At 56.3% G+C, this 25,776-nt stretch carries 24 protein-coding genes; 5 read left to right on the top strand and 19 right to left on the bottom strand.

Going from position 1 to position 25,776, the window contains the following annotated elements; translation table 11 throughout:
* Window positions 1–78 precede the first annotated feature (78 nt).
* Complete coding sequence (locus HEQ72_RS00205; protein ID WP_168022270.1) at window positions 79–1,014, bottom strand: formate/nitrite transporter family protein; 936 nt, start codon at window positions 1,012–1,014, stop codon at window positions 79–81.
* A gap of 237 nt (window positions 1,015–1,251) precedes the next feature.
* Here HEQ72_RS00205 and HEQ72_RS00200 point away from each other — a divergent pair, with 237 nt between their 5' ends.
* A complete protein-coding gene (locus HEQ72_RS00200; protein WP_168020681.1) occupies window positions 1,252–1,926 on the top strand; it encodes a hypothetical protein in 675 nt (224 codons plus the stop codon).
* Between the two features lie 2 nt (window positions 1,927–1,928).
* On the opposite strand, the gene HEQ72_RS00195 is transcribed toward HEQ72_RS00200, so the two are convergent.
* Together HEQ72_RS00195 and HEQ72_RS00190 are read right to left on the bottom strand one after the other, a co-directional pair.
* Window positions 1,929–2,819, bottom strand: coding sequence for an RNA methyltransferase (locus HEQ72_RS00195; protein ID WP_168020679.1), 891 nt, complete (start codon window positions 2,817–2,819; stop codon window positions 1,929–1,931).
* Entirely contained in the window at window positions 2,812–3,633 is an 822-nt protein-coding gene (locus tag HEQ72_RS00190) for a DUF2927 domain-containing protein (RefSeq protein ID WP_168022269.1), read from the bottom strand. Before HEQ72_RS00190 ends, HEQ72_RS00195 begins: the two co-directional genes overlap by 8 nt.
* A 172-nt stretch (window positions 3,634–3,805) precedes the next feature.
* On the opposite strand from HEQ72_RS00190, the gene HEQ72_RS00185 reads away from it, so the two are divergent.
* On the top strand, window positions 3,806–4,651 hold the full coding sequence (locus HEQ72_RS00185; protein ID WP_168022268.1) for a type II CAAX prenyl endopeptidase Rce1 family protein: 846 nt from the start codon (window positions 3,806–3,808) through the stop codon (window positions 4,649–4,651).
* A 60-nt stretch (window positions 4,652–4,711) separates the two neighbouring features.
* Here HEQ72_RS00185 and argH read toward each other — a convergent pair whose 3' ends face one another.
* The 5 genes from argH to HEQ72_RS00160 are packed head-to-tail and all read right to left on the bottom strand — an operon-like array spanning window position 4,712 to window position 9,131.
* Entirely contained in the window at window positions 4,712–5,956 is a 1,245-nt protein-coding gene (gene argH, locus HEQ72_RS00180; protein WP_168022267.1) for an argininosuccinate lyase, read from the bottom strand.
* Window positions 5,953–7,185, bottom strand: a complete 1,233-nt coding sequence (locus HEQ72_RS00175; RefSeq protein ID WP_168020671.1) for an argininosuccinate synthase — start codon at window positions 7,183–7,185, stop codon at window positions 5,953–5,955. Before HEQ72_RS00175 ends, argH begins: the two co-directional genes overlap by 4 nt.
* Entirely contained in the window at window positions 7,182–7,850 is a 669-nt protein-coding gene (locus HEQ72_RS00170) for an amino acid ABC transporter ATP-binding protein (protein ID WP_168020669.1), read from the bottom strand. Before HEQ72_RS00170 ends, HEQ72_RS00175 begins: the two co-directional genes overlap by 4 nt.
* On the bottom strand, window positions 7,837–8,469 hold the full coding sequence (locus tag HEQ72_RS00165) for an amino acid ABC transporter permease (RefSeq protein ID WP_209316148.1): 633 nt from the start codon (window positions 8,467–8,469) through the stop codon (window positions 7,837–7,839). The genes HEQ72_RS00170 and HEQ72_RS00165 overlap by 14 nt, the downstream gene beginning before the upstream one ends.
* Window positions 8,469–9,131: an ABC transporter substrate-binding protein gene (locus HEQ72_RS00160; protein ID WP_168020742.1), complete on the bottom strand. Its 663-nt coding sequence runs from the start codon at window positions 9,129–9,131 to the stop codon at window positions 8,469–8,471. Before HEQ72_RS00160 ends, HEQ72_RS00165 begins: the two co-directional genes overlap by 1 nt.
* Before the next feature lie 199 nt (window positions 9,132–9,330).
* On the opposite strand from HEQ72_RS00160, the gene HEQ72_RS00155 reads away from it, so the two are divergent.
* On the top strand, window positions 9,331–9,807 hold the full coding sequence (locus tag HEQ72_RS00155; protein WP_168020665.1) for an ArgR family transcriptional regulator: 477 nt from the start codon (window positions 9,331–9,333) through the stop codon (window positions 9,805–9,807).
* Between the two features lie 32 nt (window positions 9,808–9,839).
* On the opposite strand, the gene HEQ72_RS00150 is transcribed toward HEQ72_RS00155, so the two are convergent.
* Entirely contained in the window at window positions 9,840–12,524 is a 2,685-nt protein-coding gene (locus HEQ72_RS00150) for a hypothetical protein (RefSeq protein ID WP_168022265.1), read from the bottom strand.
* 152 nt (window positions 12,525–12,676) lie between these two features.
* On the opposite strand from HEQ72_RS00150, the gene HEQ72_RS00145 reads away from it, so the two are divergent.
* Window positions 12,677–13,438: a WecB/TagA/CpsF family glycosyltransferase gene (locus tag HEQ72_RS00145; RefSeq protein WP_245183211.1), complete on the top strand. Its 762-nt coding sequence runs from the start codon at window positions 12,677–12,679 to the stop codon at window positions 13,436–13,438.
* On the opposite strand, the gene HEQ72_RS00140 is transcribed toward HEQ72_RS00145, so the two are convergent.
* From HEQ72_RS00140 to HEQ72_RS00115, 6 genes are read right to left on the bottom strand one after another with little or no spacing between them, the layout of a single operon-like run.
* Window positions 13,369–14,496, bottom strand: a complete 1,128-nt coding sequence (locus tag HEQ72_RS00140) for a glycosyltransferase (RefSeq protein WP_168022264.1) — start codon at window positions 14,494–14,496, stop codon at window positions 13,369–13,371. The two genes, HEQ72_RS00145 and HEQ72_RS00140, sit on opposite strands and share 70 nt — an antisense overlap.
* The gene (locus HEQ72_RS11660; RefSeq protein ID WP_168020657.1) at window positions 14,484–15,431 is read right to left on the bottom strand and encodes a glycosyltransferase family 9 protein; all 948 of its coding nucleotides are present in this window, start codon (window positions 15,429–15,431) and stop codon (window positions 14,484–14,486) included. The genes HEQ72_RS00140 and HEQ72_RS11660 overlap by 13 nt, the downstream gene beginning before the upstream one ends.
* A complete protein-coding gene (locus HEQ72_RS00130) occupies window positions 15,428–16,531 on the bottom strand; it encodes a glycosyltransferase family 4 protein (protein ID WP_168020655.1) in 1,104 nt (367 codons plus the stop codon). The genes HEQ72_RS11660 and HEQ72_RS00130 overlap by 4 nt, the downstream gene beginning before the upstream one ends.
* Entirely contained in the window at window positions 16,522–17,403 is an 882-nt protein-coding gene (locus tag HEQ72_RS00125; RefSeq protein WP_168022263.1) for a hypothetical protein, read from the bottom strand. Before HEQ72_RS00125 ends, HEQ72_RS00130 begins: the two co-directional genes overlap by 10 nt.
* Complete coding sequence (locus HEQ72_RS00120) at window positions 17,400–17,876, bottom strand: hypothetical protein (RefSeq protein WP_168022262.1); 477 nt, start codon at window positions 17,874–17,876, stop codon at window positions 17,400–17,402. Before HEQ72_RS00120 ends, HEQ72_RS00125 begins: the two co-directional genes overlap by 4 nt.
* On the bottom strand, window positions 17,867–19,042 hold the full coding sequence (locus HEQ72_RS00115) for a hypothetical protein (RefSeq protein WP_168020651.1): 1,176 nt from the start codon (window positions 19,040–19,042) through the stop codon (window positions 17,867–17,869). The genes HEQ72_RS00120 and HEQ72_RS00115 overlap by 10 nt, the downstream gene beginning before the upstream one ends.
* Before the next feature lie 168 nt (window positions 19,043–19,210).
* Between HEQ72_RS00115 and HEQ72_RS11655 the strand changes: the two genes are divergently transcribed.
* A complete protein-coding gene (locus HEQ72_RS11655) occupies window positions 19,211–21,379 on the top strand; it encodes a GumC family protein (protein ID WP_168022261.1) in 2,169 nt (722 codons plus the stop codon).
* Window positions 21,380–21,854: 475 nt separating this feature from the next.
* Here the strand turns inward: HEQ72_RS11655 and HEQ72_RS00105 are convergent, their stop codons facing one another.
* Genes HEQ72_RS00105 through HEQ72_RS00090 form a run of 4 tightly spaced genes read right to left on the bottom strand, consistent with a single transcriptional unit; the run spans window position 21,855 to window position 25,705 of the window.
* Window positions 21,855–23,198 carry an O-antigen ligase family protein gene (locus tag HEQ72_RS00105; RefSeq protein ID WP_168022260.1) on the bottom strand — a complete coding sequence of 448 codons (1,344 nt, stop codon included), beginning with the start codon at window positions 23,196–23,198 and terminating at the stop codon, window positions 21,855–21,857.
* Window positions 23,176–23,688: a polysaccharide biosynthesis/export family protein gene (locus HEQ72_RS00100; RefSeq protein WP_168020646.1), complete on the bottom strand. Its 513-nt coding sequence runs from the start codon at window positions 23,686–23,688 to the stop codon at window positions 23,176–23,178. The genes HEQ72_RS00105 and HEQ72_RS00100 overlap by 23 nt, the downstream gene beginning before the upstream one ends.
* A complete protein-coding gene (locus HEQ72_RS00095; protein WP_168022259.1) occupies window positions 23,688–24,977 on the bottom strand; it encodes an outer membrane beta-barrel protein in 1,290 nt (429 codons plus the stop codon). Before HEQ72_RS00095 ends, HEQ72_RS00100 begins: the two co-directional genes overlap by 1 nt.
* Window positions 24,978–24,985: 8 nt before the next feature.
* Entirely contained in the window at window positions 24,986–25,705 is a 720-nt protein-coding gene (locus HEQ72_RS00090) for a hypothetical protein (RefSeq protein WP_168022258.1), read from the bottom strand.
* Window positions 25,706–25,776: the final 71 nt, after the last annotated feature.

Below are 25,776 nucleotides of genomic sequence, written 5' to 3'. Positions count from 1 at the left end.
AAACCAAAAACCATGCCCACATTCTCGGAAATGGAGGCTGGCATTATCGCGATCGATATCGGGATGTCAAATGATGAATCAGCCGCAAGACCGGTTCCGGGCTGATCTGAACAGCTTCCAGTATACGCCACCCACAAAAACACCACCACCAATTATGTTGGCAAATGTCACGACACCAAGATTCTGCAGGGCGCTAACCACATCAATGTGGGGGCGGCTGTCCACGGCCAATTGTCCGATATCCATCCAGAAGGAATCAGGAGCTCCGTACTCGATCATCAACCCCATGGGAATAAAGTACATATTGGCTACACAGTGCTCTCCCCCTGCGGCGACAAAGCCGGCAATAGGCAACACAATCACCATAATCTTGTCAGCTACTGTACGACCTGCATTGGCCATCCAGACAGCCATACACACCATGATATTGCACAGAATGCCCAGAAAAAAAGCTTGGCTGGCTGGCAGAGATGCCTTCGCAGATGCAATATAAAGAGCATTTGCACCGACAACACCATGCCCCTGCATGTACTGTCCACCAAGGAAGATCAGACCGGCAAAGGCCACAGCACCGACAAAGTTGGAACACCACACCACTGTCCATGAACGCACCATATGCCCAAAACTCAGACGCCTGCTGGCAACAGGCATGGTTATCAGGCAATCACTGGTAAACAACTGACCGCCCCCCAGCATAACTAGGGAAAGCCCGACGGTAAAACAGATGCCTCCCAGCATTTTGGTAACCCCGTAGGGCAAGGCTGAATGCGGATCACCCGACATGACAACCGTGGCGAAAAGCGCACCGACCCCGATAAAAATACCCGCCAGGATCCCTTGGATCATTTTTCCCGACAGACTGTTCACCGCTTTCTTGTATGCAAGGTCCTCGTTTTGCCGGGCGAGCAGGTCCGGAGGCAAGACATCAGGCGTCGAGTAGGATGAGGACAAAGGCACACAAGGGATCTGCTCATTGACAGCTGTGGGACTGACAGCCTGAACGGTGTGGTTCATGGAATACTCTCCGTGGAACACTCAAAAAGAGGGGTACAGCATGGAATGCTATACCCGGATTATTTTTGGGCATATTAATCCGGGCTGCGGGAAAGGAAACCTGCAGAACAAGCAATGCCCCCATGCGCCAAGCCGTGACCAGACGGACAACGGCTTGACACCCCGCTATGAGGACAAACCGGGGAAATGGTACTCTTTCAGCTCTATGCAGGCAGAACCGGGCGGCAGGGTACTTCCATGACACAGACAGCAGACTGCTATGGCGTTCACTGGACCGATGGTATTGCCTGGCTGCACCAGGGCGGCGAACCGACAACCTTGGCCGACAAACCAGCACAACAGGTACAGGGCATTGCCCGCGAAGACCGCTGTAATCACGCGATTCCGGTCCACGCCGTATCGGCTGCACAGCCACATAGGGAAATGCTGTCCACGGTCTGGAAAGACCTGATGTTTCAGGCCATGCTGCCTGTTCCCAAAACAGGCCCGGGGATCTGGTATTTTGACGTCGAGCTTCTCTACCCGACGCTGCTGTGCAAGCTCTCAAGCCCTGTCTTTGCGCCAATACGGGCCATGGCCAACATGACGCTGGAGCAAATTATCGATGCAATGGGCCAAAGCAACGTCCAACCCCTGCTTCTGACCGGGGTACGGGACCGCCATGCACAGCTGGTTGAACGCCTTGTAGCGGCAGCCCCGGCCCTGCCCCGCACCCTGATCCTGATCGGCAAGGCCGAGATGCCGCTTTCCCACTCGTTCAGCATGCTGCCCGATCTTCCCCTGCAAAACCTGATCCTGCCGCCATGGGAACAGCTTGGCGCCAATATCCTGCGCGATTACATGCTCGGCCGCCTGACCAGCGAGGGGGGCGCCGGCTATGGCGCCTCAGAAAGTAGCAGCGCTGCAACCTGACCCTATTCAGGCTCTGCATCACCTGCCCCGGAATGAAAGTCCGGTGGAGTGTTGCTTCCGTTGCTGTTGCGGGGCGGACGATCGGGACGACGCCCCCAGCGCAGCTCCCGCACGATGCCATGCAGAGTACGTACTTCCTGCGAACTCAGGCCATTGCGGGCAAAGATAGAACGAATATTCCGCACCATACCCGGACGCTTCTCGGGAACGCGTAAAAAGCCGCTGGCATCAAGCTCCCGCTCCAGATGCTGGTAAAGACCCGACAGTTCCTCTTGTGTCGCCAAGGAAGACTGCCGTTCAGGGGGGCGCTCGGACGGGGTTTCATCAAGGCCCGTAAACCATTCATACCCGACAAGCAAAACTGCCTGGGCCAAGTTCAGGGAACAAAACCACGGATTAAGGGGGATTTCCATGACAGCAGATGCCAGTGCAACATCGTCGTTCTCCAGCCCTGTCCGTTCCCGGCCAAATAAAATCCCGGCTGGCTGGGATGGCTGGGCTGCCAATGCCAGACGCATCTCAGCCCCGGCCTGACGCGGGGTTACAAGACGCTTCATCATGTCACGCCGCCGCGCTGTCGTTGCATAAACGTGTACAAGGTCAGCCACGGCATCTTCGGTCGAATCATAGATACGGGCCTGCTCCAGAACCGCATCGGCACCGGAAGACGCCGCCCGGGCCCGTTCCGTCAAATGATCAGGCCGGGGACGCACCAGACGCAAATCACCCAAGCCACAATTCCCCATGGCGCGAGCACAGGTCCCAATATTTTCTCCAAGCTGGGGCTCCACCAGGATAATGGCCGGCGTCACCCCCCGTGCAGCCGTTACATCCTTTGGCAACAAGGCCCTGCCGCGTTCCCGCCATCCAGCCTCGGCCGGAATATCACTCATGGTCGATCATTCCTCGTTGCTCCAATAATTCCGGTATCAACGGCAAAATATCATGCCGGGGCTGCCCGGGCACAAAAGCGGGGTCATAGACCAGCTCTGCCACCATGCGACCGGCAGGAAGAAATCCAAGCCCGTCAGGACGACTGCGGAATACATCAGATGCCGTGCGGGCATCAATCCCAAATCCTAGGGCCTTGGCCAAACCATGCCCCAGACATGTGGCACGCGCTGAACGCCCCACATCATCGCGAACCAGCAGAACAACATTGCTCAAGGCAGGCCCTTCTGCGCCCAGTACGGTACAACCACGGCGACGATCAGCCAGTTCAGCCGCATGGGTACGCGGGATCACATTCTGAAACGCCAGATCGACCAAGGCTTGCTCTGGCAGAACCAGGATACGCAAGGAGGCATCGGACGGGTCTTCCAGAAGGCGACGAGAATCCTCTGTAACAGGCAAATTAACCACGGAAAGAGATAGACCACGAACGCTGTTCCACGCTGTGACATACTCCCGCAACGCCATAGTCCAGGGACGCTCGTCATCATCACGCCCCAGCGGCTGACCCCGTACACCTACAGTAACCGGGACCGTCCAGCGCCGAAGCACAGGCCCCTGCCCCGTCGGGCCCTGCTCCCCAAACCCGGAAAAGGCAACGGAATCAAAAAGCCGCACAACCTGTTCTGGCTCCGGTGATCCCTGATGACGGCCACCCACCGCCGAGAACCAGGCAAGGGCAAACATCGCGAGGACCAACCCCACCGTCAGGAACACCACATTCCGGAACATGATATAACCGGGAGAACGTATCACAGTACCACCTTTCTGCTGCCATCGCTGCAAGGTGAAGCAAAGGCACAGCTGCATTCAAGACATCTGTGAGAATACCGGGACAGAATCCCCCTTGCGGGGTCAATCATTGATGGTAAAAGATTTCGATTCCCACGTATTTGTTCACCAGACCACAGCAAGGCACGATCTTTTGATGATCCTCATTCCATGGCTTTTTCTGTTTGCCGGTGCGGCGTTGCTATGGCTACCCGACCGCTTCCGCCCGCTGTCATATGCCCTGCTGATTGCGGGCTATGGTGCAGCAGCCCTGAACGGGCACCTTGACTTTCCAGCTCTGGTTCCTGTCCTTCTTCTGGGACTTAGCGCTGTATTGATTCAACGGGAACGCTGGATCCGGGCCGCCGGCTTCGTCCTGTTTACACTCACAGCAACGGTCCTTGCCCTGCACAGGGCACCGGGATTCGAGAACCTTGAAGTCATCACGGCTGATGTGCTGTCAGAGGGAGCCGCCCCGGCAAGCCTGTGGCTGAACCTGGACAAGCCACTGGTCGGGTTCTGGCTCATGCTGTTTCTTCCTTGGTGCCTTGCCGGACCCCATACAAAACATCCCGTGATACAGACAGCTTTGGTCTTGGCTGGAACGGTATCCGTATGCTTGGGCCTCGGCTTTATCACCGACAGTATAACCTGGGCACCCAAATGGCCTGAATGGGGATGGCTGTGGGCACTGAACAATCTTCTTCTGGTTTCAATGGCCGAAGAGGCTTTCTTCAGAGGCTTTGTACAGGGAGGGATGGAACGCCTCTGGGGCCACAAACGGTACGGAAAAACACTGGCTCTGGTTCTTGCCGCGCTCTTGTTCGGGCTTGCCTACCACCGCGGTGGAATGGTCTGGATCAGCTTGGCAACTGTCGCCGGCATTGGCTATGGCCTGGCATGGCGTGCGGGGGGATTACGGTCTGCTGTGGCCACTCACTTTGGCCTGAACCTCATCCACTTTAGCTTGTTTACCTATCCCATCCTGGCGAGTGCCACCTGAAACCTGGTCGAAAAAAGGGCGGGCCTGCAAGCCCGCCCACCTGTTTCATACCTGCCATGATCAGGATGTCATCTGCTTCTTTTCCATAACCTCACGCAAGGGGCATTCCTTGTCCATTGCCTCAGCCACCCAGGCACCAACGCGGTGATGGGCATCACGGAAGGGAACGCCTTGTCGCACCAAGTCCTCAAGAATGCGGGTTGCATCCAGATAACCTGACTCTGCCGCGCGGCCCATTGCATCCGTCCTGAAGGTAAGAGACTTCAGAAGGGTCGGCATGATCCCAAGGCATGCGACCAAGGTATCGACGGTATCAAACAAACCTTCCTTGTCTTCCTGCATATCCTTGTTGTAGCTCAGCGGCAGGGCCTTCATCACCGTCAGCATACCCATAAGGTTCCCGAACACCCGCCCGCTCTTTCCGCGAACAAGCTCGAAAACATCGGGATTTTTCTTGTTGGGCATCAAGGATGATCCGGTTGAAAAAGCATCATCCAGGACAACAAAACCAAACTCGGTGCTGGCCCATACAATCATGTCTTCGGCAAGCCGTGACAGATGCATCATCACGAGAGCAGCCACGCCATGAAACTCGATGATGTAGTCGCGGTCGCTGACGGCATCAATCGTGTTTTCAATAACGCCATCAAAGCCAAGCTCGGATGCAACAAAGGAACGGTCCAGCGGCAAGGTACTACCAGCCAGGGCACCTGCCCCAAGGGGGCACTGGTTCATCCGGCTTGTCCAATCCTTCAACCGCCCGAGATCACGCCCGAACATGGCAGCCCACGCCCCGAAGCACCGCCCCAACGGTACAGGCTGGGCCTGCTGCAGGTGCGTATACCCCGGCATGGCATCGTTGATGTGACGCTTCTCAAGCTCCAACAAGGTTGCATGTACGGCCTGTAGATATCCTTGTACCTTTTGTCCGGCATCACGGGCATACAGGCGCAAATCCAGCGCAACCTGATCATTACGGCTCCGCCCGGTATGCAGCTTCTTGCCGGTATCACCAGTCTTTTCGATCAGGCGCTGCTCGATGAACATGTGAATGTCTTCAGCCATGGAATCAGATGGAATTCCCCCTTGCTCCAGTTCCACAAGGATCTCAACCAGACCTGCATCTATGTCGTCAGCATCCTGCTGCGTAATTAGCCCTTGCCGGGCCAACATGCGCGCATGAACCCGGCTGCCCTCGATATCAAACCGATACAGGCGGCAGTCAAACGGCAGGGATGCATTGAAACGGGCAACATTCGGGTCCATCGGCTTGCGGAAACGCCCACCCCAGACTGCGTTGGTCATACCGGAACCTCCTCCCGCGTTCTGGACTGCCGGTGCACCATTCCATACACCTTGGCCGGCAAGGAGAAAAGATTGATGAACCCCTGCGCATCGGCCTGGTTATACAGGCTGTCTTCCTCGAACGTAGCCAAGTCCGCATTATAAAGACTGCAGGGAGATTTCAAGCCCGCATACTGAACATTCCCCTTGTACAGGCGCACGGTGACGGTCCCTGTCACGTTCTTCTGGGTTTCACTGAAAAAGGCATCCAGTGCCTCCCGACTTTGGGAGAACCATTGCCCTTCGTATACCAGATCAGCATAGGCAGGCTTCATGGATTGCTTCAAGCGCAGCATGGCCCGGTCAAGACAGGCTGTTTCCAGGATATGATGAGCCTTGTACAGAACGGCAGCAGCAGGTGATTCGTAAATGCCCCTTACCTTCATGCCAACCAGGCGGCTTTCAATAATGTCAGCGACCCCGATGCCGTGCCTGCCCGCACGCACGTTCAAGGCAGAAAGAAGGGATACGGGATCCATTGGAACACCATCCAGCGAAACCGGCACCCCCTGCACAAACTCAAGAGAAAGAAACTCTGCATCAGCAGACGCTTTCTCTAATACCTCTGTCATCAGCAACACGTCATCGGGCTGCCCCGTATCCAGCCTTTCCAGGCATCCCCCTTCATGAGAGACAAACCAGATGTTCCGGTCGCGGGAATAAGGCGATGACGGGCTGACCGACACCTCAACACCATGTGCCCGGGCATAGCGAATGGCATCCTGGCGGGATGTGATGGACCAACTCCTCCAGGGGGCAATGACCTTGATGTCCGGCGCCAGCGCATTAATGGTGTACTCAAACCGAACTTGGTCGTTTCCCTTCCCGGTCGCGCCATGCACAATAGCCGATGCACCGGTGGAACGGGCCACCTCGACCAGCTTTTGCGCAATCAGGGGGCGGGAAATAGTCCCCAGGACATACTGCTCCTCGTACAAAGCACCTGCCTTGACAAGGGGCCACACATAATCCGTTACGAACGCCTTGCGAACATCCACAACAACGGCATGGTCAGCCCCTGTCCGCAATGCTTTGTCACGGATGGCCTGCAAGTCTTCCCCCTGCCCCAGATCGACGGTAACAGCGGTGATCTCGGCATTCGGGTAATGCTCCTTCAGCCACGGAATCATGACAGAGGTATCAAGGCCGCCCGAATAGGCCAGAACGATTTTGTCCGGATTGTCTTTCATTCTTCCTGTTCCTGATAAAAAGATTCCAGATACCCAACGAGGTCACCCAGATCGGAGGTAAGGGTATCCACGGCAATCCTGCCGTTTCTCAGAAGCACAACCCGGTCGGCAACACGGGTCAGAAAATCAAGGTCGTGGGATGCAATAACCATGGTCACACCCATATCCCGGACAGAGCCAAGCAACTCCGCCACGCCGGATGTCGAGGCCACATCAAGACCAGACGTCGGCTCGTCGCACAGCACAATATCCGGCTCCATCATCAAGGTACGGGCCAACGCAACTCTTTGCTTCTGCCCACCGGACAAGTGGCGTGGATACGCTGCAATCCTTGACGTGAGCCCCAAGTGTTCCAGCAGAACGGAGGCACGCTCAAGACACGCAGCCCCCTTTCCCCGTAACCGTGGTGCATAAAGAACATTGTCCAGAACCGTCATATGCGGAAAAAGCTGGAAATCCTGAAACATGAATCCTGTCCGGCCATTACAGTGAATGACACCGGAATCTGGCTTCTCCAGATTCTGGAGAAGACGCAGCAAGGTTGATTTCCCGCTACCCGACGGGCCTGCCAAGCCGACAATACTGCCTTTCTCAATGTCCAGATCCAAACAATCCAGAATCACTGCACTCCCGAAGGATTTCGATACGGTCTCAAGCCTGAGCATAAAAGCCTCTCTTCTCGACCTTGCGGCCCAAATACTCGATCAAGAGAACCAGAAGGTAGTAATAGGCACCCGCAATACACAGCGGCAGGAAGTAGGTGAAACGCTCTGCCCCCAGAATCTGGGCCATCCGCATGATATCCAGGCCACTGATCGTACCAATCAGCGCCGTTTCCTTGAGCAGGGCAATGACCTCGTTCACCAAGGCCGGGAAAACATTGCGCAGAACTTGAGGGAGAATAATATCTTTCCACATGTAGAAAGTCGGGACTTCCAAGGCGCGAGATGCCTCGAACTGCCCGGGGGGCAGGCTCTCGATACCCGAGCGCAAAATTTCGGCGATGTAAGCGGATGCATTCAGGCCAAAGGTCACTATCCCAGCCGTCAGCACACTGAACTTGATCCCAAGGACACCCGGGAGAGCAAAGTAGACAAAAGCAAGCTGCAGGATAAGTGGTGTCCCCCGAAGAACGGAAACCCACCGGTCAATCACCACAACCCCGAAGCCCCTGAACCTCAGGATGCTGATCGCAACGGCCAGTGAAAAACCCAGCAACAGCCCCCCTGACAGCAGTTGCAGGGTCAGGGCAACGCCCTTGCCGATAAAAAGGACATGGGACATCAGCTCTTCCATGCTGAATCCCCAAGCCATTTTTGTTTCAGCCGCGCAAGCTCGCCGCTTTCTTCCAGCTCTGTCAGCGCCTGATCAACCCGCGCATGAAGGGGCGACCCCTTTGGGAAGGCAATGCCATAGCCCGTATCGGAGCGACTGATCACCGAAGATCCCAAAACCGGGTTTCTGGTAGCAAATTCCACCGCCTGGATACTGTCAATGAAAACCAGATCAACATGCCCGGCCTTCAAGGCTTCTATTGCCTGGTTGTTGTTATCCATTGCCACGATGTCAGCACCAGGCACATGCTCTCTCAACCAGATCTCCATAGTCGAGCCCAGCTGGCAGGCAATCGTCTTGTTATTCAAGGCCTCAATAAAAGAAACAGGCGTTTGCAGAGGATAAACAACCGACAGACTTTCCGTATAATAGCTTCTTGAGAAATCGAAACTTTTCTTGCGTTCCTCTGTAATGCTGATGGTCGAGATAGCCGCGTCGACAGTTCCACTTTGAAGCGCGGCTAGAACAGTACTGAACTGCATATCCTCAAAAACAGCAGTCTTGCCCAGCTTGGCAGCAACAGCGCGGGCCAGATCAATGTCAAAACCCTTTATTTCATCACCTTCCCTGTATTCAAAAGGTGGATATTCCGCAGAGGTTGCGAAGCGCATTACTTCAGACTGGTCCTCATCAGAACATGCTGAAATAAGGGATAAAGCAATAAAAACGGCAGACAGCACCTTACTCACAACGGAGCATCACTCATTATATATTCATTTTATGACTATAGGAGTGCGGTCATTGCGGCGTCAAGGGCAATTCGGCTATAATTCCAAAAACATGAATGCAAAGTCAAAAAAGGACCGCAACATGACGCATGAACCCGCCCTTGATGGGCATATTCTGAATATTATCCAAAGCCATTCCATCTATGAACAAAGTGAAATTCAGGAGATCTTGGAGAAAAGAGGCTACAGGATTCCGCAAGCCACCCTTTCACGGCGGCTGAAGAAGCTGAACATTGCAAAAGTATCAGGGCAGTACAAAAGCCTTGAGGTTTTTCATGGAACCCTTCCTGTCATCAAGGGCATACAGGTCTCGGCCCTTGGGCTTATCGTCCTGCACACACACCCAGGACAGGCAAACAGCATTGCCTATGCCCTTGATCAGAAATACGTACAGCCCTCATCAGGAAAGGACAGCGACCACCCAAGAATCCTGGGGACCATTGCCGGTGATGACACCATTCTGATCATTATCGAGAGCAAATCAGCCTTGGAAGTGACGTTGGACCATCTGTGCGCTGACTTTCCCTACCTTGATCGCCCGAAGATCCCCAAAATATAAAACAGGGTCCATCAGACCCTGTTCACTCTTGATCAATCCCCACCTATACGACCAATCGCACGCGCCAGCACGATATAAAGACGCCCCATATCGGAACTGGTGAAGACAGCCGTCAGCACATCACCACGATCATTACTTCTTGCCCCCTTCAGAAGAGACTCAAACTCGGTGACATAACGGGATGCGTACTGACGAAACTCGCGGTTCTCGGAGTACAGCTTTTTGATGGCCTGAACCTGTGAACGCGTAATCGTGCGGGCAGCATGGTGGAGGAAAACGTTCTGCTCGCCCTTGTAAAAACGCTTCCACAGATCTTCTTCCACCGATGGCGTAAACAGTCGTGTAATGTCCACCGCCGTAGCCTGAAGGCGCTCAATCACATACGATGTCTCGGTCAGGAATCGCTGAACATCAACATCCTGACGCACAACCATCAACTCGCTGGCGCGCTCCTTGGCCTCCTCGGCTGCAGCGGCCAGCGCACTTGCGCGTCGCGCAAACTCATCACCGGCCCGACTTGCTTTTTCAGTCACCGTAGCGCTGATCCGGGCAACAATATCACCGCTCTCCCCCAGTGAGCGGGTGACACCCTGCAACCTGTCCGCCGCCTCATCGGTTGCACGGCTCAAGGCATCAACCTGCGCCCGTAACGTACCCCCGGCTCCGTTCAGGGTCTCCATCGTTGTGCGGGCAGAGACAGCAAAGTCATTCGCTCCGCTGGTCAGACGAACACCAGCCGTTTCCACCCTTTCAACACCACCATCGATGGTGGCCTCAAAACTGGCCAAGGCCGCAGCCAAGGCACCACGAACGGCATCAGCACGCAACAGGGCACCATCCGCCGTCTCGCCAAACCGGCGGGTTTCAGCAGACAAGTCAGCAGCAAGCGTGCGAATGGTCACAATTGTGGCATTCGCAGCCTCGCCAATCCGGGCAGCTTCATCACCAAATGCCTGCCCGGCAGCAGCAAGGGCACTGACCCCGCTTGCCATACCATCGGTCGCAGCCCGAACACGGCTGACAGCATGATCAGACTCAGCTGCAACGGCACGCGTCGCTTCCTGGATTTCCCGCGAGGCATCTATGGCCGCGCCGCCACTTTGCTTCATGGATTCGGTCACAGTCTCGATCTCGACAACCGAACGCGCTGTTGTCCGGGTAATATCAACAGCACTGCGACTGAGAAGATCAGCCAAGTGACGAATCCGCTCTGTTGCCCGATCCGTTGCCTGCGATACCATCTGCCCCTGCTCGTCACAGGCTACACCCGTATTGCGGACCTCTTCTCCCATACGACGGGCGGCATCCTCCAATCCCTTGGCCTGGTTATGCAAAAGGCGACGCACGCCTTCTGCATGAGCTGCCGTATCACGAATGGCCGCCGCAGCGGCGTGGGCTCCCTCCAGAGCATCCGTTGTCACATCACGGAATGCATTGAAATCGCCAATCGCCGTAGCAGCCGCTGCATCAAGTTCCTGAGCAGCGGCATGTGCACTGCGGGTAATGTCCTGCTGGCGATTGTGCAGGACATCCGCCCTGCGGTCCACACCATCACCCAGCTCATTCATCTGCTGTATTACGACAGCGGTGGCGTCAGCCAGGGAACGCGCCCGCTCCGTCATGGTCAGGATAACGTTGTCAATTGCCTCTGCCCGCTTGGTCAGGCCGTGCGTTGCCTTGGCGGCACCCACCATCAGAGTGGTTGCAGCGTGATTGAAGGTATCTGCAGAGACCTTGGCAGAAGCCAGTAACGCATCCTGACGCGTTACCAGATCATCAACAACCCGGTTGCGCTCGGCCAGATCTGTACCAAGAACGGCCAACTGCTCACACTGACGCCCCAGTGACGCTGCCAATCCCTCCGCCGAGGTGTCGGCCTGGCGGGCAGCTTCAGTCAAACTCGCGTAGTGATGTGACAGGGAGGAATCCAGAGTGGCCGTGACGTCCCGGACCTTCTCCACCAGCTCCGAAACTTGGCGGACCTGGCTGGCTGCGCGCTCCAGCGCCGGAGTTGTTCGGGTATCAACGTCCTGGATCATATGCGCCAGCTCGCGCGTTTCGCGCCCCAGGATATCGCGCAGGACAGAAGCCTGGCTTGCTGCGGCATAGGTTGCTTCCGACAACTCTATGGCCTGCGCCCGTAAAGCACCGGCCACCGTCGCAACCTGGTTCTTCGCATGGTCTGCCGGGTACGTCAGCAAGGCCAACTGGGCACGCAGAACCTGTGCCTCGCGGTGGATCTGCGCACCACGCCGGAAGAAAGCGACCAGAAGCCACAAAAACATCAAAGGCAGAACATAAACAGCCGACAAGGCCGCCACCTCAATTGGCGGCAAACGCCCCAGATCCGGAACGGGACCGAAAACACCACTGCCCCACCAAGCCCCAACCGATGTCCACACCAGACTGATCAGGGTGGCAAACCGTATAGCAAACGGGGATTCCGGCTCATCGGATAACAGGGCAGACGCTGCAGACAATTCAGGGGCAGAACCGGTATCAGGCAGGAGAGCCGGACGAACAGGCGTTGGTGCATCCACACTGCCACCAACGGACTGCGCACCTGCGGTACCCGCTCCATCCATACCCTGACCTTGCCCGGAAGAAGGCGCACCGGGATGCGGAGCCTGAAGCTTGAAGTGCACGATCCGCGGCTGGACCGGATCAACACAGATCTCTCCTGCCTCGCGCTCGTCCGATTGCACATTATCGGTCATGACACCTCCTGCCCGCTCCGCTCCGGGTATCTGTATCTCATGCCCTGAAACAGAAACACTACTACAGTCGGGCAAAATTGTTGCCGGATCAATATAATCTGCGCAGTATCGTGTTTCCGAGACAATTCAACAAGAGTCATGCCGTGCTGCCTATGCCGGTTTCCACACCACGGACACAGCTGTCCATTCTGGGGTGCCCCCTGTCACTTCTCTCTCCGCATCAGGCCGCACGGCAGATCGTGCTCTGGGCACAAGGCAAACAAGAATATCCGGCTCTTGTCCTGTTCAGAGATGCACACAGCCTGCTTGCCGGGCGGGACATACAAGACATACGCCAACTGGAGCACGCGGCCGATCTGGTCCTGCCCGATGGCATGCCCTTGGTCTGGATCGCCCGCGCACGGGGATATGCCTCCGCCCAGCGCGCCTATGGACCGGATATCATGCACATTCTGTGTTCTCTTAAAACACAGACCCCGCTCAGACATGCTTTTCTGGGTGGAGCACCGGGCGTTGCGGAAAAGCTTGCCACATCCTTCCCGAACCTGTCTGTCGCCGGCATGCTGACACCGGATATTACGGATGGGTCACGCTTGGATTTCGGGCTGATCCAAAAGCTGAATGCCATGAATGCCGACCTGTTGTGGGTTGGCCTGGGAACGCCCAAACAGGACATATGGATTGCAGCCCATCACCCTTACCTGAATGCGAAGGTGATCCTGGGGGTTGGTGCCGCATTCAATTTTCTGGCTGGCACAGTACGCCAAGCACCGCGCTTTTTACACCCACTCGGGCTGGAATGGCTGTGGCGGATGGCCATGGAACCAAGACGCCTGATACCCCGCTATGTCAAAACTGTCCCGCGGTTCAGCTGGCTGGCCTTGCTGGAACTCTGTTCAATACAGCGCCGATAAACCTCCAGCAACGGATCTATACTGGTGAACAAGGATCGCGCACGTCGATAACCATCAGTCCCGACGGCAGCATACTCAACCAAGGCCATCTGAATCGCCACGCCCAAGGCATCTGGGTCCCCGGGTGGAACAAGGAAACCTGTGGGACCAAGAACCTCGGGCAGCCCTCCGACAGCCGAGGCAACAACAGCTGCACCGGCAGCCATGCCTTCCAGTGCCGCACGCCCGAAAGGCTCCGGCCAGAGAGAGGGAACCACAACAACCTGCGCCTTCTCCATCGCACGATAGATGTCTTCAAGCGGTACATGCCCATAGACCTTGATCCGGTCACAGGCCCGAACCTCAGCCTCCATCGGTCCGGTCCCGTAGATGCTAACAGGGACAGAGGGATCAAGTGCCCGAACAGCCTGAAGAAAAACATCAACCCCCTTCTCGGGTGACAAGCGCCCTGCATACACAACTCCGCTGCGCTGTGCAGGGGGACAGGGCACCAGATCCGGCGCACTATTCAGCACCACAACCGCTTTGCTGTGATCAAGGACCGGGGCCAGAATGTCGCGCAAAAAAGCCGAGGGCGTAACAAAAGCAGAAACTTGGTCCCAAGTCTTGCGCTGCCAACGCACCATGCACGCAGACAACAAAGTCTGCATTCGGCTGTTACGCCAGCAACCATGATAAATCCCCGGAACAGGGGAAGCGCGACAAGCCACACACAAGCCTTCACCCCGCCACAATGTTGCAGATGGACACAGCAGACGGGCATTACGCAGATGCTGGACAACGGGAATGCCACGATGAAAAGCAGCATGGTGTACGGCCGTTGTCGCTGCCGGAAAGAAATTCTGGACGTGCAACAGATCAAATGAACCGTGCTCCAGCATACGGGCAACACGATGCCCCCATACGCCGGGCCACACCGTTCCACAACGCCCCAGGGCGGGTGCAATCATCTGCGTAACCTGAACACCGGCAGAGCGCAGACGTGTGGCATCAAGCTCAACCGAAACATCTTCGCCTCCCGCAAGGCGATAGCGGGCATGAAACATCAAAACGTGCATGGCGACACCGTACCTTGGAGCTGTGCATGCAAAACCGGTAACAGGGACTTCATGACCATGCGGGGCAAGAGCTGCGACAAACAGGCATGATCACCACGCCAACAAACTCTTGCCGGTGCACCAGGCAAACCACAGGGCTGACACTTTGGCCCAAGACGCAGGACAGGAACACCGGGGGGATCCCAAGCCCGTGCTGTCGGGCCAGCAATCCCTACAACCGGTACACCCAGCGCGGATGCCAGATGCAGCGGGCCACTGTGCACACTGACCACAGCACGGGCACCGGCTATCCCGGCCAGAAAGTCACCAAGGGGACGCCTGTCATCAACACCACGACGGACAAGCCAATGGAATCCCGTCACAGCTTCCAGATACGGGGCAAGCTGATGCATGCCATCCCATTCCTGCAAGGACGTGGCGGCTCGTACATGAAGCTCCCCATAGGCAGTAGTACCCTCCACACGTCCGGGCAAACGGGCCAAACGCATAACAGGGCACACGCCCCCCATGAAACGGGCCAGGTCATACAGCATGTCATAAACAGGGCGGTGCGGATCAAATGGCAAGCGATGTGTCAGCAGGTATTCTCCCCGGCTGATGCCAGAATCAAAGCCGATACGGCATGGAGAAACGCATGCCGCAACACCATGAACCGCCGCTGTTTCATCATACGACAACAACGCTTTATCCTGACGCCCAACCTGCTTCACCAGTGCGGGAAGACAACGCAAACCCGCTATGCCGGACAGGGAAGCCCGTGGCACGGTGACAACGCGCACACGATCCAGTACCGGATTCAGGACAGTTTCTCCAATAGGCGATAACAAGACGGTTATATCCAGATCCGGACGATCTTTCTTCAAGGCCAGAAGAACAGGCAACAAGGCCAAGCTGTCCCCCATACCCCCAACCCGTGCAATTAGAACACGTGTCACGTGTGTAGCCTGATCCTGGCTAATAAACGGGTAACAACGCGATCCGGTGCCCGACGACAAGCCAACCAGCGCCCGACGCGGCCCATACGGCGACAACGATCCGGATTGGCAAGAAGCTGCTGCACGGCACGGGTCATATCGGGAACGGTTTCTGCCACTATTCCTGTTACGCCATTCACAAGCCAACCACCAACCGCAGCGGATGGTGTTGCCACCACGGGAACTGCGCAGCACAGGGCTTCCCAGCCAACCAGGCCATCAGTTTCATAATCCGACGGGATCAGCACAACCGAAGCCTGCTGGTAAAACGGAACAACATCGCGCTGTAATCCGTGAAAAATAACACGATGCCCAACACCAGCACGTTCAGCGAAAGCCATCCAGCGCGATACAGGACCTGCCCCGACAACATCCAGAACCACATCATTTGCCAACGGAACGATAGCCATAATGGCGAGGTCAAGACGCTTGCGATGCCAAGCTCCACCGACAAACAGAATGCGTGTTGATCCCTTGGGAGGAGATATTGCGGGAACAAAGCAATACGGATCCGATGCATTCGGCACAACGTGTATCCGGTCCGGAGATATGCCGTGCTTCCGGACTAGATCAAGGGCCAAGGATGTAGACACAGGGAACAGAAAGACAGCCCGGGACGGGTGAAGGACAAAATGCTCCAGCGTCATGGCGATCCAGTGGCGCCACCGCTCGTGAGAATAGCGGACACATCCGGCAAGACCAGAAATGACAGCAAGACGTGGATACCAGCTTGATGACAGAAAATGGACCAGAGCAGCATCTCCCCCGCCGTACAGGGGACTGTCGAGCAGGACATAGTCCATTCCCCGCCGCAGCCAGCGACGGGCCATCCACCAGACAAGCAAGAAAGTCAGAAATCGTAAGGATCCATGCCAGACCGGAAGAGTGGGTAAACGAATCAAGCGTATTCCCGGCGGCAGGGTGGTCTTGTCGGCAACAGCCGTGACAACCGTCAGGCGTACTGCTGGATGTGACGCCAAAGCCCGCACCAAGCGCCAGACAGCGACATCCTGCCCAGATCCAAAGGGGCGCAGGGATTGCGTAACCAACATCAGACGCATGGCATAATCGTGCAGCGCCGCCGGTTGACCGCCAAACCCAGCGCACTCCAGAACAAGGCTGCCAACACAACAGATTTACCCCCCAGGAACACAGATGCAAGCATCAGCGACCAGGCAAAGGACACCATGCCCTGCCCCAAGGCATCACGCCCCTTGCCACGACTGGCTGATACCAATATAGCCATCACCAGAACCAGCAGGGCCATTCCTCCGTCTTCGACAAGATCCATGGCCCGGCTGTGATGGTAGACCTCTCCCGCATGCGGACTCTGTTCCGGGGCGAACTTGGTCATGGCAGAGCCGCTGGCTCCAAACCCGTACCCAACAAGGAGGACACCCGGATTATGGAGCACATGCTCAAGCCAAGCCACCTGCGCATGCCAACGCTGCAGATAGGTTCCCGTTACAAAGATCCGGCCCACAAGGCTGTGGGTATGTTCCCACCGGAACGCAACAGCCTGCATAGCCTCAAGACCGGGAACAGATACCATCCCGATCAGCAGCAGCACCAGTACACGAACCAGGACAGATCGTAACCGCCCCAGAATACTGCCCAGCATGGCACCAGCCAGCACAACCCATGTAAAGCGCACCATGGTGAGAACCGTACCGGCCGCACACAAAGCAGCCAACCCTGTGCGTGCCAGAATCTCAACCACCCCGCCGGGACGGGGGCGACATAAAACCCAGGAAAATGCCATAAAGACGCCCATATCCGTTCCATTGCCAAAAAAGGCATACGGGCGTAACCACCCGGCTTCCAGATTCCCCAGGCCATGAGCGCCCGTCACGCCAACGGCACCACCACGAGCCAGAACGGACCGTCCGGATTCAATCCAGGCCAGATCCAGCATACCCGGCCCGTCCATCATCTGAATGCCCCCCAAACAAGCCCCGCAATGACCAGAAACAGGGGCAAGCCGTAACGTGTTCCGGCTGCTGGTCCACACTGCCGGACCAGAAAATAAAAAATCAGACAACCGTACTCTTCTTTCCAGTGCGCAAAACGCACCATCCATGGGACGCGGGGATCCAGCAGAGCAAGCCCCAAGGTCAAGGCAAGAAGGGCAAAGACCAAATAATCTGTTACGCAATCTGCGGGAACAGATCTGCCGCTCACCGTTCCCAGAAAGAACACAAGCACAATAAAGGCATCCGCTACTACAATCAGAACATACCAAGCCAGCTCGCTCTGCCCCAGCCACGGGTCAAGAAACAGAAGACGACGCAAACCATAATTGATGGCCAAGCCTGTCAACGCTGCACTGAAACGGTGTCCTTCACCGCAGGCCGCGTACAACAACAGGCTGCTGTACGCCAAGCCAATCAGCAACACTATCGCCATGGCCATGCCAACACCACCGCGTTTGTAGCGTACGACAACGCCAGAAGAGCAAGGAGGCAAGCGATGCCATAAGGAGCACACAGCGGCAAACCAGCCATGCAGATACCGCCAGCACAGAGGGTTGCCAGAAAAACCCGTGCATTATCCTGCTTGGCACGCACAAAGATACCCGCAGCAGCTGCCAGTGAAGCAGCCACCAGGTAGGTACAAGCCAGAACACCATCTGCCACGCCAATGCCATGGGCTGGCAACAGGACACGCAAGGATCCTGGATCATCTCCGGCGAAACAAAGACCAATGCACCACAGACAGGATAATCCAGACAGGCTCACTCCAAAGACAAGCGCACGTGCCTTGGCCAATCTTTTCTGTTCTTCACGCACCAGCCGGGCAAGGCGTGGCTGTAGATACCCTCCAAGGAATGCCATGCCCTGCAGGACAGGCATCATCAGAAGCTGAACACGTCGCCAGTCGCCAGCCCCTTCCGGACCGTGAAAAACTGCAACAACCAGCACAGGCCCTTGCTGCACCACCAAGGCAACAGGCAACGCGAGCACCAGGCAAATCCCCTTGCGCACATGCCACGCCAATACACTCTTCAGCACACGCACGCGCAAAGGCGAAAAATGGGCCAGACATCCGATGCTCGTTATTGACAGAACCAAGACCAGGTTATGCGGCGTAAGATCACCCGACAGAACAAGAATACAGGTGGCCAGTGGACACAGCCCCACCCAGATCCACACCTTTGGACCTGTGCAGATACCAGCCTGCATAAGGCGGCGGTGCAAAAAAACAGTCGCCAGACCGGGGGAAAGAAAGAAACCGGAAACCGGCAGGGCAAACCACTGCGTATCTGAAAACCCAACCATCAGGATACCAGGCAGGAATGCAGAAAGACCAAACCAGCCGAAGATAGCCTGTAACATGCGTCCATGCGTGCGACCGCACCGCCCGCGCTGGCTGAAGGGATCCAGAAACACGGCGGTTAGAATCGAAACACCCACCCACATTCCCGACAGCAAAAGGGCAAACCGCCCATGATCTTCTGGAGAAAAGACAGCAACAGCCAAGACAGACAAGCCAAAGACAATACAGCCACTACAGACATGGAAAAGAATCGACCGCGGAAGAAGGGCTCCATGGCGCAAAAACACAACGCGCATAACGTGAAATGAATCCGGGAAAAATCTTTTGCGAAAGTTCAAACCGTGACGTTCATGTTTCGTCCATCCATATGAATTCATTGTCTGTTATTCCGGCACACAATTCTTCACCACTCACCATCATTGTGATAACAAATCCGTCTATTTTCTACCACAGAGATGTAACGCGTGCGCGGTATTCAGGCGACAGGACAACACAGGGATGATGGTGCATTCGACACCATCCTGAGGCTACTGTGGCGGCGGTGGCGCACTGTCATGTCGCCCGCATTTGGTCTGATGACGATCACCCTGATAGCGAGCACAGTCATGCCACGGCATTACACCGCAACATCTGTCATCATGCTGGACCGGGGACAGCCAGAAAACGTAACAGGTGTTGCGGGTGTAAATCCTGCTTTGCCGCGCGAGCCTGTCTCCATACTTGGGGAAATCGAGGTTCTGCGTTCTCCGGCCCTTATCTCTGCCCTGATAAAGGCTGAAGATCTGGAAAATGACCCAGAGTTTGTTCCAGCCCTCGCATCATCAGAATCAACAGCATGGCTGGATGGATTATTGGCCGCGCTGAAACCAGAACCCGATCCCATACCGGCAGGTGCATCCCCAGCACTGCATGCCGTGCGCAAGGCAATATCTGTCAACCAGATGAACCGTGCCCTGGTTATCGGCATTTCTGTCAGCACCCGAGAGCCAAGCAAATCAGCACGGCTGTCCAATCGCTTGGTCGAGCTGTACCTGGAACATCAACGCCAAGCCAGGACAGAAGCCGTTATGTCGGTATCCGGCTTTCTCAATGATCGTCTGGAAACCCTGCGTCAGGCTGTCAACGACGCCGACGCCAAAGTCACCGCATTCCGGAGTACACATGGCCTTGGCCAGAACGGGGAGATTTCATTGGCCGCACAGCAGCGCACAGATCTCAACAACCAACTGGTACAGGCGCGTACAGCCCGGGTCAGTACGGAAGCGCGCCTGGAACGCCTGCGCCTGGCTGCACACCATGATGATCTGGAAAACATGCCTGATGTCCTGCTGTCTCCCACAGTACAGAATCTGAAAGCGCGAGAGGCAGAACTCAGCCGCACACTGGCCGATCTCAATGCACGCTATGGAGAGAAACACCCCTATATCCGCGATACCAAGGCGCAAATAGAAGATCTGCGCCGACGCATAACCGGCGAGGCTATTACCATTCTACGCAGCATGGAAAACGAAGCATCCATTGCCCGCATCCGCGAACACAGCCTGACAGCAGAGCTTCGGGACCTGGAAAACCAGCGGCAGACAGAAGGCGAAGCCATGATCCGGCTCAGGGAACTGGAACGGGAAGCCGAAACCAGTCGTGCCCTGTACCAAACGTTTCTGACGCGCATGAAGGAAACCGGCAGCCAGGCTGGGCTCGACATACCGGATACACGGGTTGTCTCCAGCGCTCCGGTTCCTGATCGACCCGGCGGCACACCACGCGGTGCGCTGGTTGTTGCGTCCTTCTTTGTCGGTCTCCTCCCCGGCCTCGTCCTGGCCATTTTGGTCGAACGCCTTGATCGCAGGCTGCGTCACCCACGTGATATCCCACAGAAGCTTGGCCTTCACCTGGCCGGACTGATGCCCCGCGAAACCGCAGCACCACGCAATACCATGCCACCGGGCAACACAGCCGAGGAATTACGAGCCCTGATCGCCCGGATATGGCCAGCCGGTGATACCCCCGGACCATCAATACTGGGGGTAACATCGACCCTGCCCGGCGAGGGCAAAACAACGCTGGTGTACCGTCTTGGTCAGGTCCTTGCGCGCAGCGGGCGCAAAGTTCTGCTTGTTGACGCCGACCTGCGCCGCCCGGCACTAACGCCGCTGGCAACGGGAAACCCCGTGGATCCGGATAATTCTTCAACACCAAATCTGATGTCTGTGCTGGCAGGCACACAGACTCCGGAAAGCAGCATTATCCGCTTGCAACAGACCAGCCTGTTCCTTTTACCCGGTGCCATTGCCGGGGCCGTAGCACCTGATCTGCTCGAGGGGCCGGGCTTTATGACCCTGCTCCGCTATATGCAGGATAACTTTGACATCGTACTTCTTGATGCGCCCCCCGTTATGCCGGTTGCAGATGCACGGGTTATGGCGCGCTTCTGCCAAACCATGCTGTTTGCCATGCGCTGGGAAAGCACACCCAGCGACGCAATCCAGCAAGCCCTGGAATTGCTCGATGCCTCCGGTGCCGGTGTCCCCCTGATGGCTGTTATGACCATGATCGACCTACGTAAACAGGCAACGTATGGCTATGGCGGGTACTGTCAGCATTATTCTGCCTATCAGGAATACTATGCATACTAGGAAGAACTGCCTTCCTGCCATGGCCTATGGACTGATACTGCTGCTGGGGTCAACGGTCATGATGGTGGAGTGGATCCTGGTCCTGCCCGGATATAGCTTAATGGAGGACCTGTCCCGCAATCATCCTGTATCAAAATCACAGGCACACCTTCTGGCCACTATGCCCGGCCATATCCCCGAGGCAGCGAGACAGCGCGCGGCCGGCCTTACCCTGCTTGGACAGTGGGATCAAGCACAACAACAGCAGGAACAGTGGCTTGCCCTTTCGCCCGCCGATGCTTATGGATACCTGCGCCTGAGCATCATCGCCAGCATGGCAAAGGATACAGACACATCAACCTATGCCTTGGCGATGGCGTTCAGAACCGGACGCCACGAACGTGAGCTTATGCTGCCAAGGCTGTTAGAAACCGTAACACAGTGGAACAGGCAAGAACATCCTGTACGGGACATGGCACTGAACGACCTTGCCATGCTATGGCGGTGGGATCGCACTGGATTGACCCAATCCCTGCCCGTGAGCAAAGCTTGGCCCCTGTACAGTCGCGCCTTGTCGGGCACTGCGGCTTTTACGGAAGCGATGACCCTGCGTTCCACACCCTAAACCAAGTAACAGGGCAACCCATAGACTGTTGGCTGGAATCTGGGGTGCAAAATCAATCAGCCCCTGAACAGCAGCCAGAGCAAGAGCCGAAATCCCAACAGCCGGAGCCAGGTCAGTGCGTACAGCCCGGGCCTGACGCCAACAGATGCGCACTTGGCCAAGAACCACAAAAGCCAGAACTAGGAAAGCGGGTATCCCGATCTCGACTGCCAGTTCCAGATACATGTTGTGAGCCCGATCCCAATGCTGGACCGTTACAACATCGCGCCAGCCCGTGAAGGCATGGTCAAACCCACCCCCACCGACACCAGACCACCACTGATCCGCTATTCCGCGCACAAGACAATGCCACACATAGAAACGGTCAATGTGATCGGGATCTGTTGCAAGCCAGCGGTCCGTAACAACACGCCCGGACACCAAGATCAGAATCAAGAAAAGGAAAAGGGTTTTTGCGCTGTCTTTATGCTGTGGTCGGCGCAACCAGACCAGTACCACCAAGGCAACAACCAAGGCTGCAAACCCGCCACGGCTCCCTGCCATCAACACAGCAACAAAGGGAATGGAAACCATGACAGACCTGTACAGGCCCGACATACGATCAGCAGATCCTAAAACCACCAGACAAACCAAGCCAAAGAAACAAGCCGCTGCATTACGGTTTATAAACGGACCCGTCAGCACCCCGATATAAGCTTCCTTCTCCCACAGGACCAACAACCGCCCCGGCGACAGCATTTCAAGAAAAATGGAGACAAGAGCCCAGATCAGACCACCTACAGCCATACCACGCAGAACCCACACGGCACCATAAGCTGTATCACGGGCCAAGACAAACCCGAGAAAGAAAACGCCACCAAGGGAAGCCAGACGCAGTGCATGCTCAACTGCCGTCACAGGCTGCACGGCCAACGGCACCAGAGAACCCGTCACAGGATAGCTCACAACAGCACCAGGCCAGATCGGCAAGGCCTGCAGCAGCATCCACACCAGAACGCCCGAAAAAAGAAATAAGGAACGCTGCAAACGCACCGGAACATCACAGCGTGCCAGAACTGCCATCATGCAGGCACCGGCGATGATTCCTGGCAAGTGCCAAACCCAGGGACGATTACTGCCAAAAGGAAGCGGTACCCACAGGGCAAGACCCACCAGAACGCATGGCAGCCACACATGCCACCCCGGGGGATGATCAGAAAAATCTCTGGTGAACATGAATGATGTCTCCGGGCTGAACCGGCACCGTCAAGGAAACTCGCCGGATTTTGGCATCATCACGGCGAATGCTGATATCATCCTCGTCCGCGCGGTAGGTAAAGCCACCGCCCAAGGCAACCGCTCCCATAACAGACAGCCCGCTGGCCCATGGATAGGCACCCGGCTTTTGTACTTCTCCCAGAATGTAGAATGGACGATGGGTTGTGACCTCAAGCGCCACATTGGGTTGACGCAACCACCCATCTGCCAAGCAACTGACCAGCGTTTCCTCCGCTTCCTTGAGGCTCAGCCCGCCCAGCATAACAGGCCCGAGCAGAGGCATCGCCAGGCGCCCGTCGCTATCCAGCGAGAATGTCCCGGAAAGATTCTCTTCACCAAAAACCGTTACGCGCACCACATCGCCCGGCCCCAAGCGGAACATGTCGGTTGCCGTGACATGAACAGGAATGAGAAACATCAGCGCAAACAACACGACAAAGCATCGCATTATAAACGTACTCCCAGACGTGTGGACAACCGGAGCCGTTGATAGCTGTACTCCGGCAGGGATGACGCCTGGTCGTCATCCCTGACATGAAGGCTGAGATACCAGTGTGGCCCAAAAGCAAAGCGCGCCTCGGCCTCAATACTTTGCAGAACATCGCGCCTTTCGCGGCCAAACCAGGACAGCCACGGGGCAGCCTGCCAGTCCGACGTCTGGCGGAATACACGCAGACCAATCTCCAGATTGCGCAGTACCTCATGGCTGATCCCAAGCCTTGCCTCCTTGGACAGGGCACCGGCCCATCCATAAACAGCACCTTCACGGACCCTGTGCTCATACAAACCGGACAGGGTTGTCAGAGGTGTTGGCGCAAAGGCAAAGGATGCCGACCGAACAGAACGGTTTACCGACGGAAAACTGGGGGACAACCAGTGAACCGAGGCCCGCCCCGTGGTGATTTCAGCAATCAGGCGCTCGTTGATATCCATCCCGATACCAATGAAGCGCCGTGCTTCACCAAACCCGAACTCCATGCCATAAGGCTGACGCATGTCATTAATTGAGTAGTGACGGTCCTCACCGACAAAAAGGTCAAGTTGGTCAATCGGAGAAAACCCGGCACGATAAGAGGTACGAATGTCATGCCGGTCCCGGTCATCCTGTTCAAGCAAGCGGCCATCGAACATGGTGCCATCATGATAGTCATCACGTTGCACACTACCCCCCACCATGCTGAAGGCACGGACGTGGCGGATAAGAGCGCGCGCTTCCGCCTTGTATATGTCAACGGCAATGGGCTCAGCCGCAACACGTGACCGGGAGGAATCCCCCGGCATCTCATGACGACGGCGGGCAGACAGTTCCCCGGTCATCCAGGAACGATCCCATGCCCGTCCGGTCAGGGATGTATAGGCCCCTGCATTGTACCACGCACCGGAAAAACCAGACACAGGCTGCACATACTCCAGTTCGCCACCTGTTGTCAGATGCCAGACATCGGGTCCTGCCCTGACCCTGGCATCAACCGACGTCACAAGACTGCTAATACCGTCAGCCTGTGAAGATGAGCGGGACTGCGGGTTGCTGTCCCACAAAACAGCCTCATGCATACCAAGGTCCAGGTGCATACCATGCCCCTCCCACCCCGGAGGCTGGTAAAGGCGCCGGCGTTCATCTGCCTCTTTCGCGGCTGTTGTTATGGCGGGAAGCCCTGAATGGGTCGCAAGGTCACCAATGCCAGCATGTGCCGGTACCAGCACCAGCATGGCAAAAAGAAAAAAAAACCATAACAAAACGCGTCTCATGACGGGCTTGGCAAAAGGAGGGAAGGAACATGTGGCGGCGGAAACAGAAACAGCCTGTACAGAAGCTCAAACCCCTCGTACGAACGTGATGGAGATGAGTCACCATCCATAAGACTGCCGAGACGAAGGTCATGATCACGCACCATGATCCGGCTTGGATCCGGAATGTTCTGTATGCTGTCTGGTAAGGGATCCAGCGTTGCCTGCCTTATGACAAGCATGACACGGCGCAATGCTGCCATCCCATGTTTCATGGCTTTGTAATCATCTGGCTGGTCCACCGGAACATCACGCAGGGCATAGACCGTGCCCCATGAACCAGCCTCCACCTTCCCCAAACGGGCAACAATGCGTTGGAGGACACGAACATCCGCATGCGGAGCTGCTGTACGAACTGCGGCCAGAATATCAGCAGCATGACGTCCTTCTGAGGCAGCAAGAGCAGCAGCCAGAACGGCTGCAGCCAAGCGGGCCTGCTGTTCGGGTAAGGTACGCATAACAGCAACACTGGCAACCGGGGCTGCCAGCCATGGTGCCAGACGTACAACCAAGGCAACCAAGTCCGGCCCCAATTCAGGGGCCTGCTCCGATAATGTCAGGACAGAGTCCAGAACAGCCGTATCATCCCCAGCCTCAACAGCATTCAGAACCCTCGTATACCCCTGCGAAGGGGCAGAGCGAACCGATTGTACAGGCACGAACAGAAAGAAGACCAAACAAACAGCCTTCCAGAATCCCCTGTAACAAGACACAGCACACTTGCCCCGGATACGTCACGAAAACCTAT

This window comes from Haematospirillum sp. 15-248 (assembly GCF_012102665.1).
Classification (GTDB): Bacteria; Pseudomonadota; Alphaproteobacteria; order Rhodospirillales; family Rhodospirillaceae; genus Haematospirillum.
The sequence above is the reverse complement of the archived record's forward strand: the minus strand, read 5'-3'. Positions and strand labels throughout refer to the sequence as shown.

Excerpts from the sequence above, each read along its gene's own strand:
- argH (WP_168022267.1), bottom strand. The coding sequence starts at position 5,956 with ATGACCAACGCAGTCTGGGGTGGGCGTTTCCGCAAGCCGATGGACCCG.
- HEQ72_RS00170 (WP_168020669.1), bottom strand. The coding sequence starts at position 7,850 with ATGCTCAGGCTTGAGACCGTATCGAAATCCTTCGGGAGTGCAGTGATT.
- HEQ72_RS00115 (WP_168020651.1), bottom strand. The coding sequence starts at position 19,042 with ATGCGCGTTGTGTTTTTGCGCCATGGAGCCCTTCTTCCGCGGTCGATT.
- HEQ72_RS00205 (WP_168022270.1), bottom strand. The coding sequence starts at position 1,014 with ATGAACCACACCGTTCAGGCTGTCAGTCCCACAGCTGTCAATGAGCAG.
- HEQ72_RS00100 (WP_168020646.1), bottom strand. The coding sequence starts at position 23,688 with ATGCGATGCTTTGTCGTGTTGTTTGCGCTGATGTTTCTCATTCCTGTT.
- HEQ72_RS00200 (WP_168020681.1), top strand. The coding sequence starts at position 1,252 with ATGACACAGACAGCAGACTGCTATGGCGTTCACTGGACCGATGGTATT.
- HEQ72_RS00120 (WP_168022262.1), bottom strand. The coding sequence starts at position 17,876 with ATGGCGATAGTGTTGCTGATTGGCTTGGCGTACAGCAGCCTGTTGTTG.
- HEQ72_RS00140 (WP_168022264.1), bottom strand. The coding sequence starts at position 14,496 with ATGCACGTTTTGATGTTTCATGCCCGCTATCGCCTTGCGGGAGGCGAA.
- HEQ72_RS00175 (WP_168020671.1), bottom strand. The coding sequence starts at position 7,185 with ATGAAAGACAATCCGGACAAAATCGTTCTGGCCTATTCGGGCGGCCTT.
- HEQ72_RS00105 (WP_168022260.1), bottom strand. The coding sequence starts at position 23,198 with ATGTTCACCAGAGATTTTTCTGATCATCCCCCGGGGTGGCATGTGTGG.
- HEQ72_RS00165 (WP_209316148.1), bottom strand. The coding sequence starts at position 8,469 with ATGTCCCATGTCCTTTTTATCGGCAAGGGCGTTGCCCTGACCCTGCAA.
- HEQ72_RS00185 (WP_168022268.1), top strand. The coding sequence starts at position 3,806 with ATGATCCTCATTCCATGGCTTTTTCTGTTTGCCGGTGCGGCGTTGCTA.
- HEQ72_RS00160 (WP_168020742.1), bottom strand. The coding sequence starts at position 9,131 with ATGCGCTTCGCAACCTCTGCGGAATATCCACCTTTTGAATACAGGGAA.
- HEQ72_RS00125 (WP_168022263.1), bottom strand. The coding sequence starts at position 17,403 with ATGATGGACGGGCCGGGTATGCTGGATCTGGCCTGGATTGAATCCGGA.
- HEQ72_RS00155 (WP_168020665.1), top strand. The coding sequence starts at position 9,331 with ATGACGCATGAACCCGCCCTTGATGGGCATATTCTGAATATTATCCAA.
- HEQ72_RS00130 (WP_168020655.1), bottom strand. The coding sequence starts at position 16,531 with ATGCGTCTGATGTTGGTTACGCAATCCCTGCGCCCCTTTGGATCTGGG.
- HEQ72_RS00145 (WP_245183211.1), top strand. The coding sequence starts at position 12,677 with ATGCCGGTTTCCACACCACGGACACAGCTGTCCATTCTGGGGTGCCCC.
- HEQ72_RS00150 (WP_168022265.1), bottom strand. The coding sequence starts at position 12,524 with ATGACCGATAATGTGCAATCGGACGAGCGCGAGGCAGGAGAGATCTGT.
- HEQ72_RS00195 (WP_168020679.1), bottom strand. The coding sequence starts at position 2,819 with ATGAGTGATATTCCGGCCGAGGCTGGATGGCGGGAACGCGGCAGGGCC.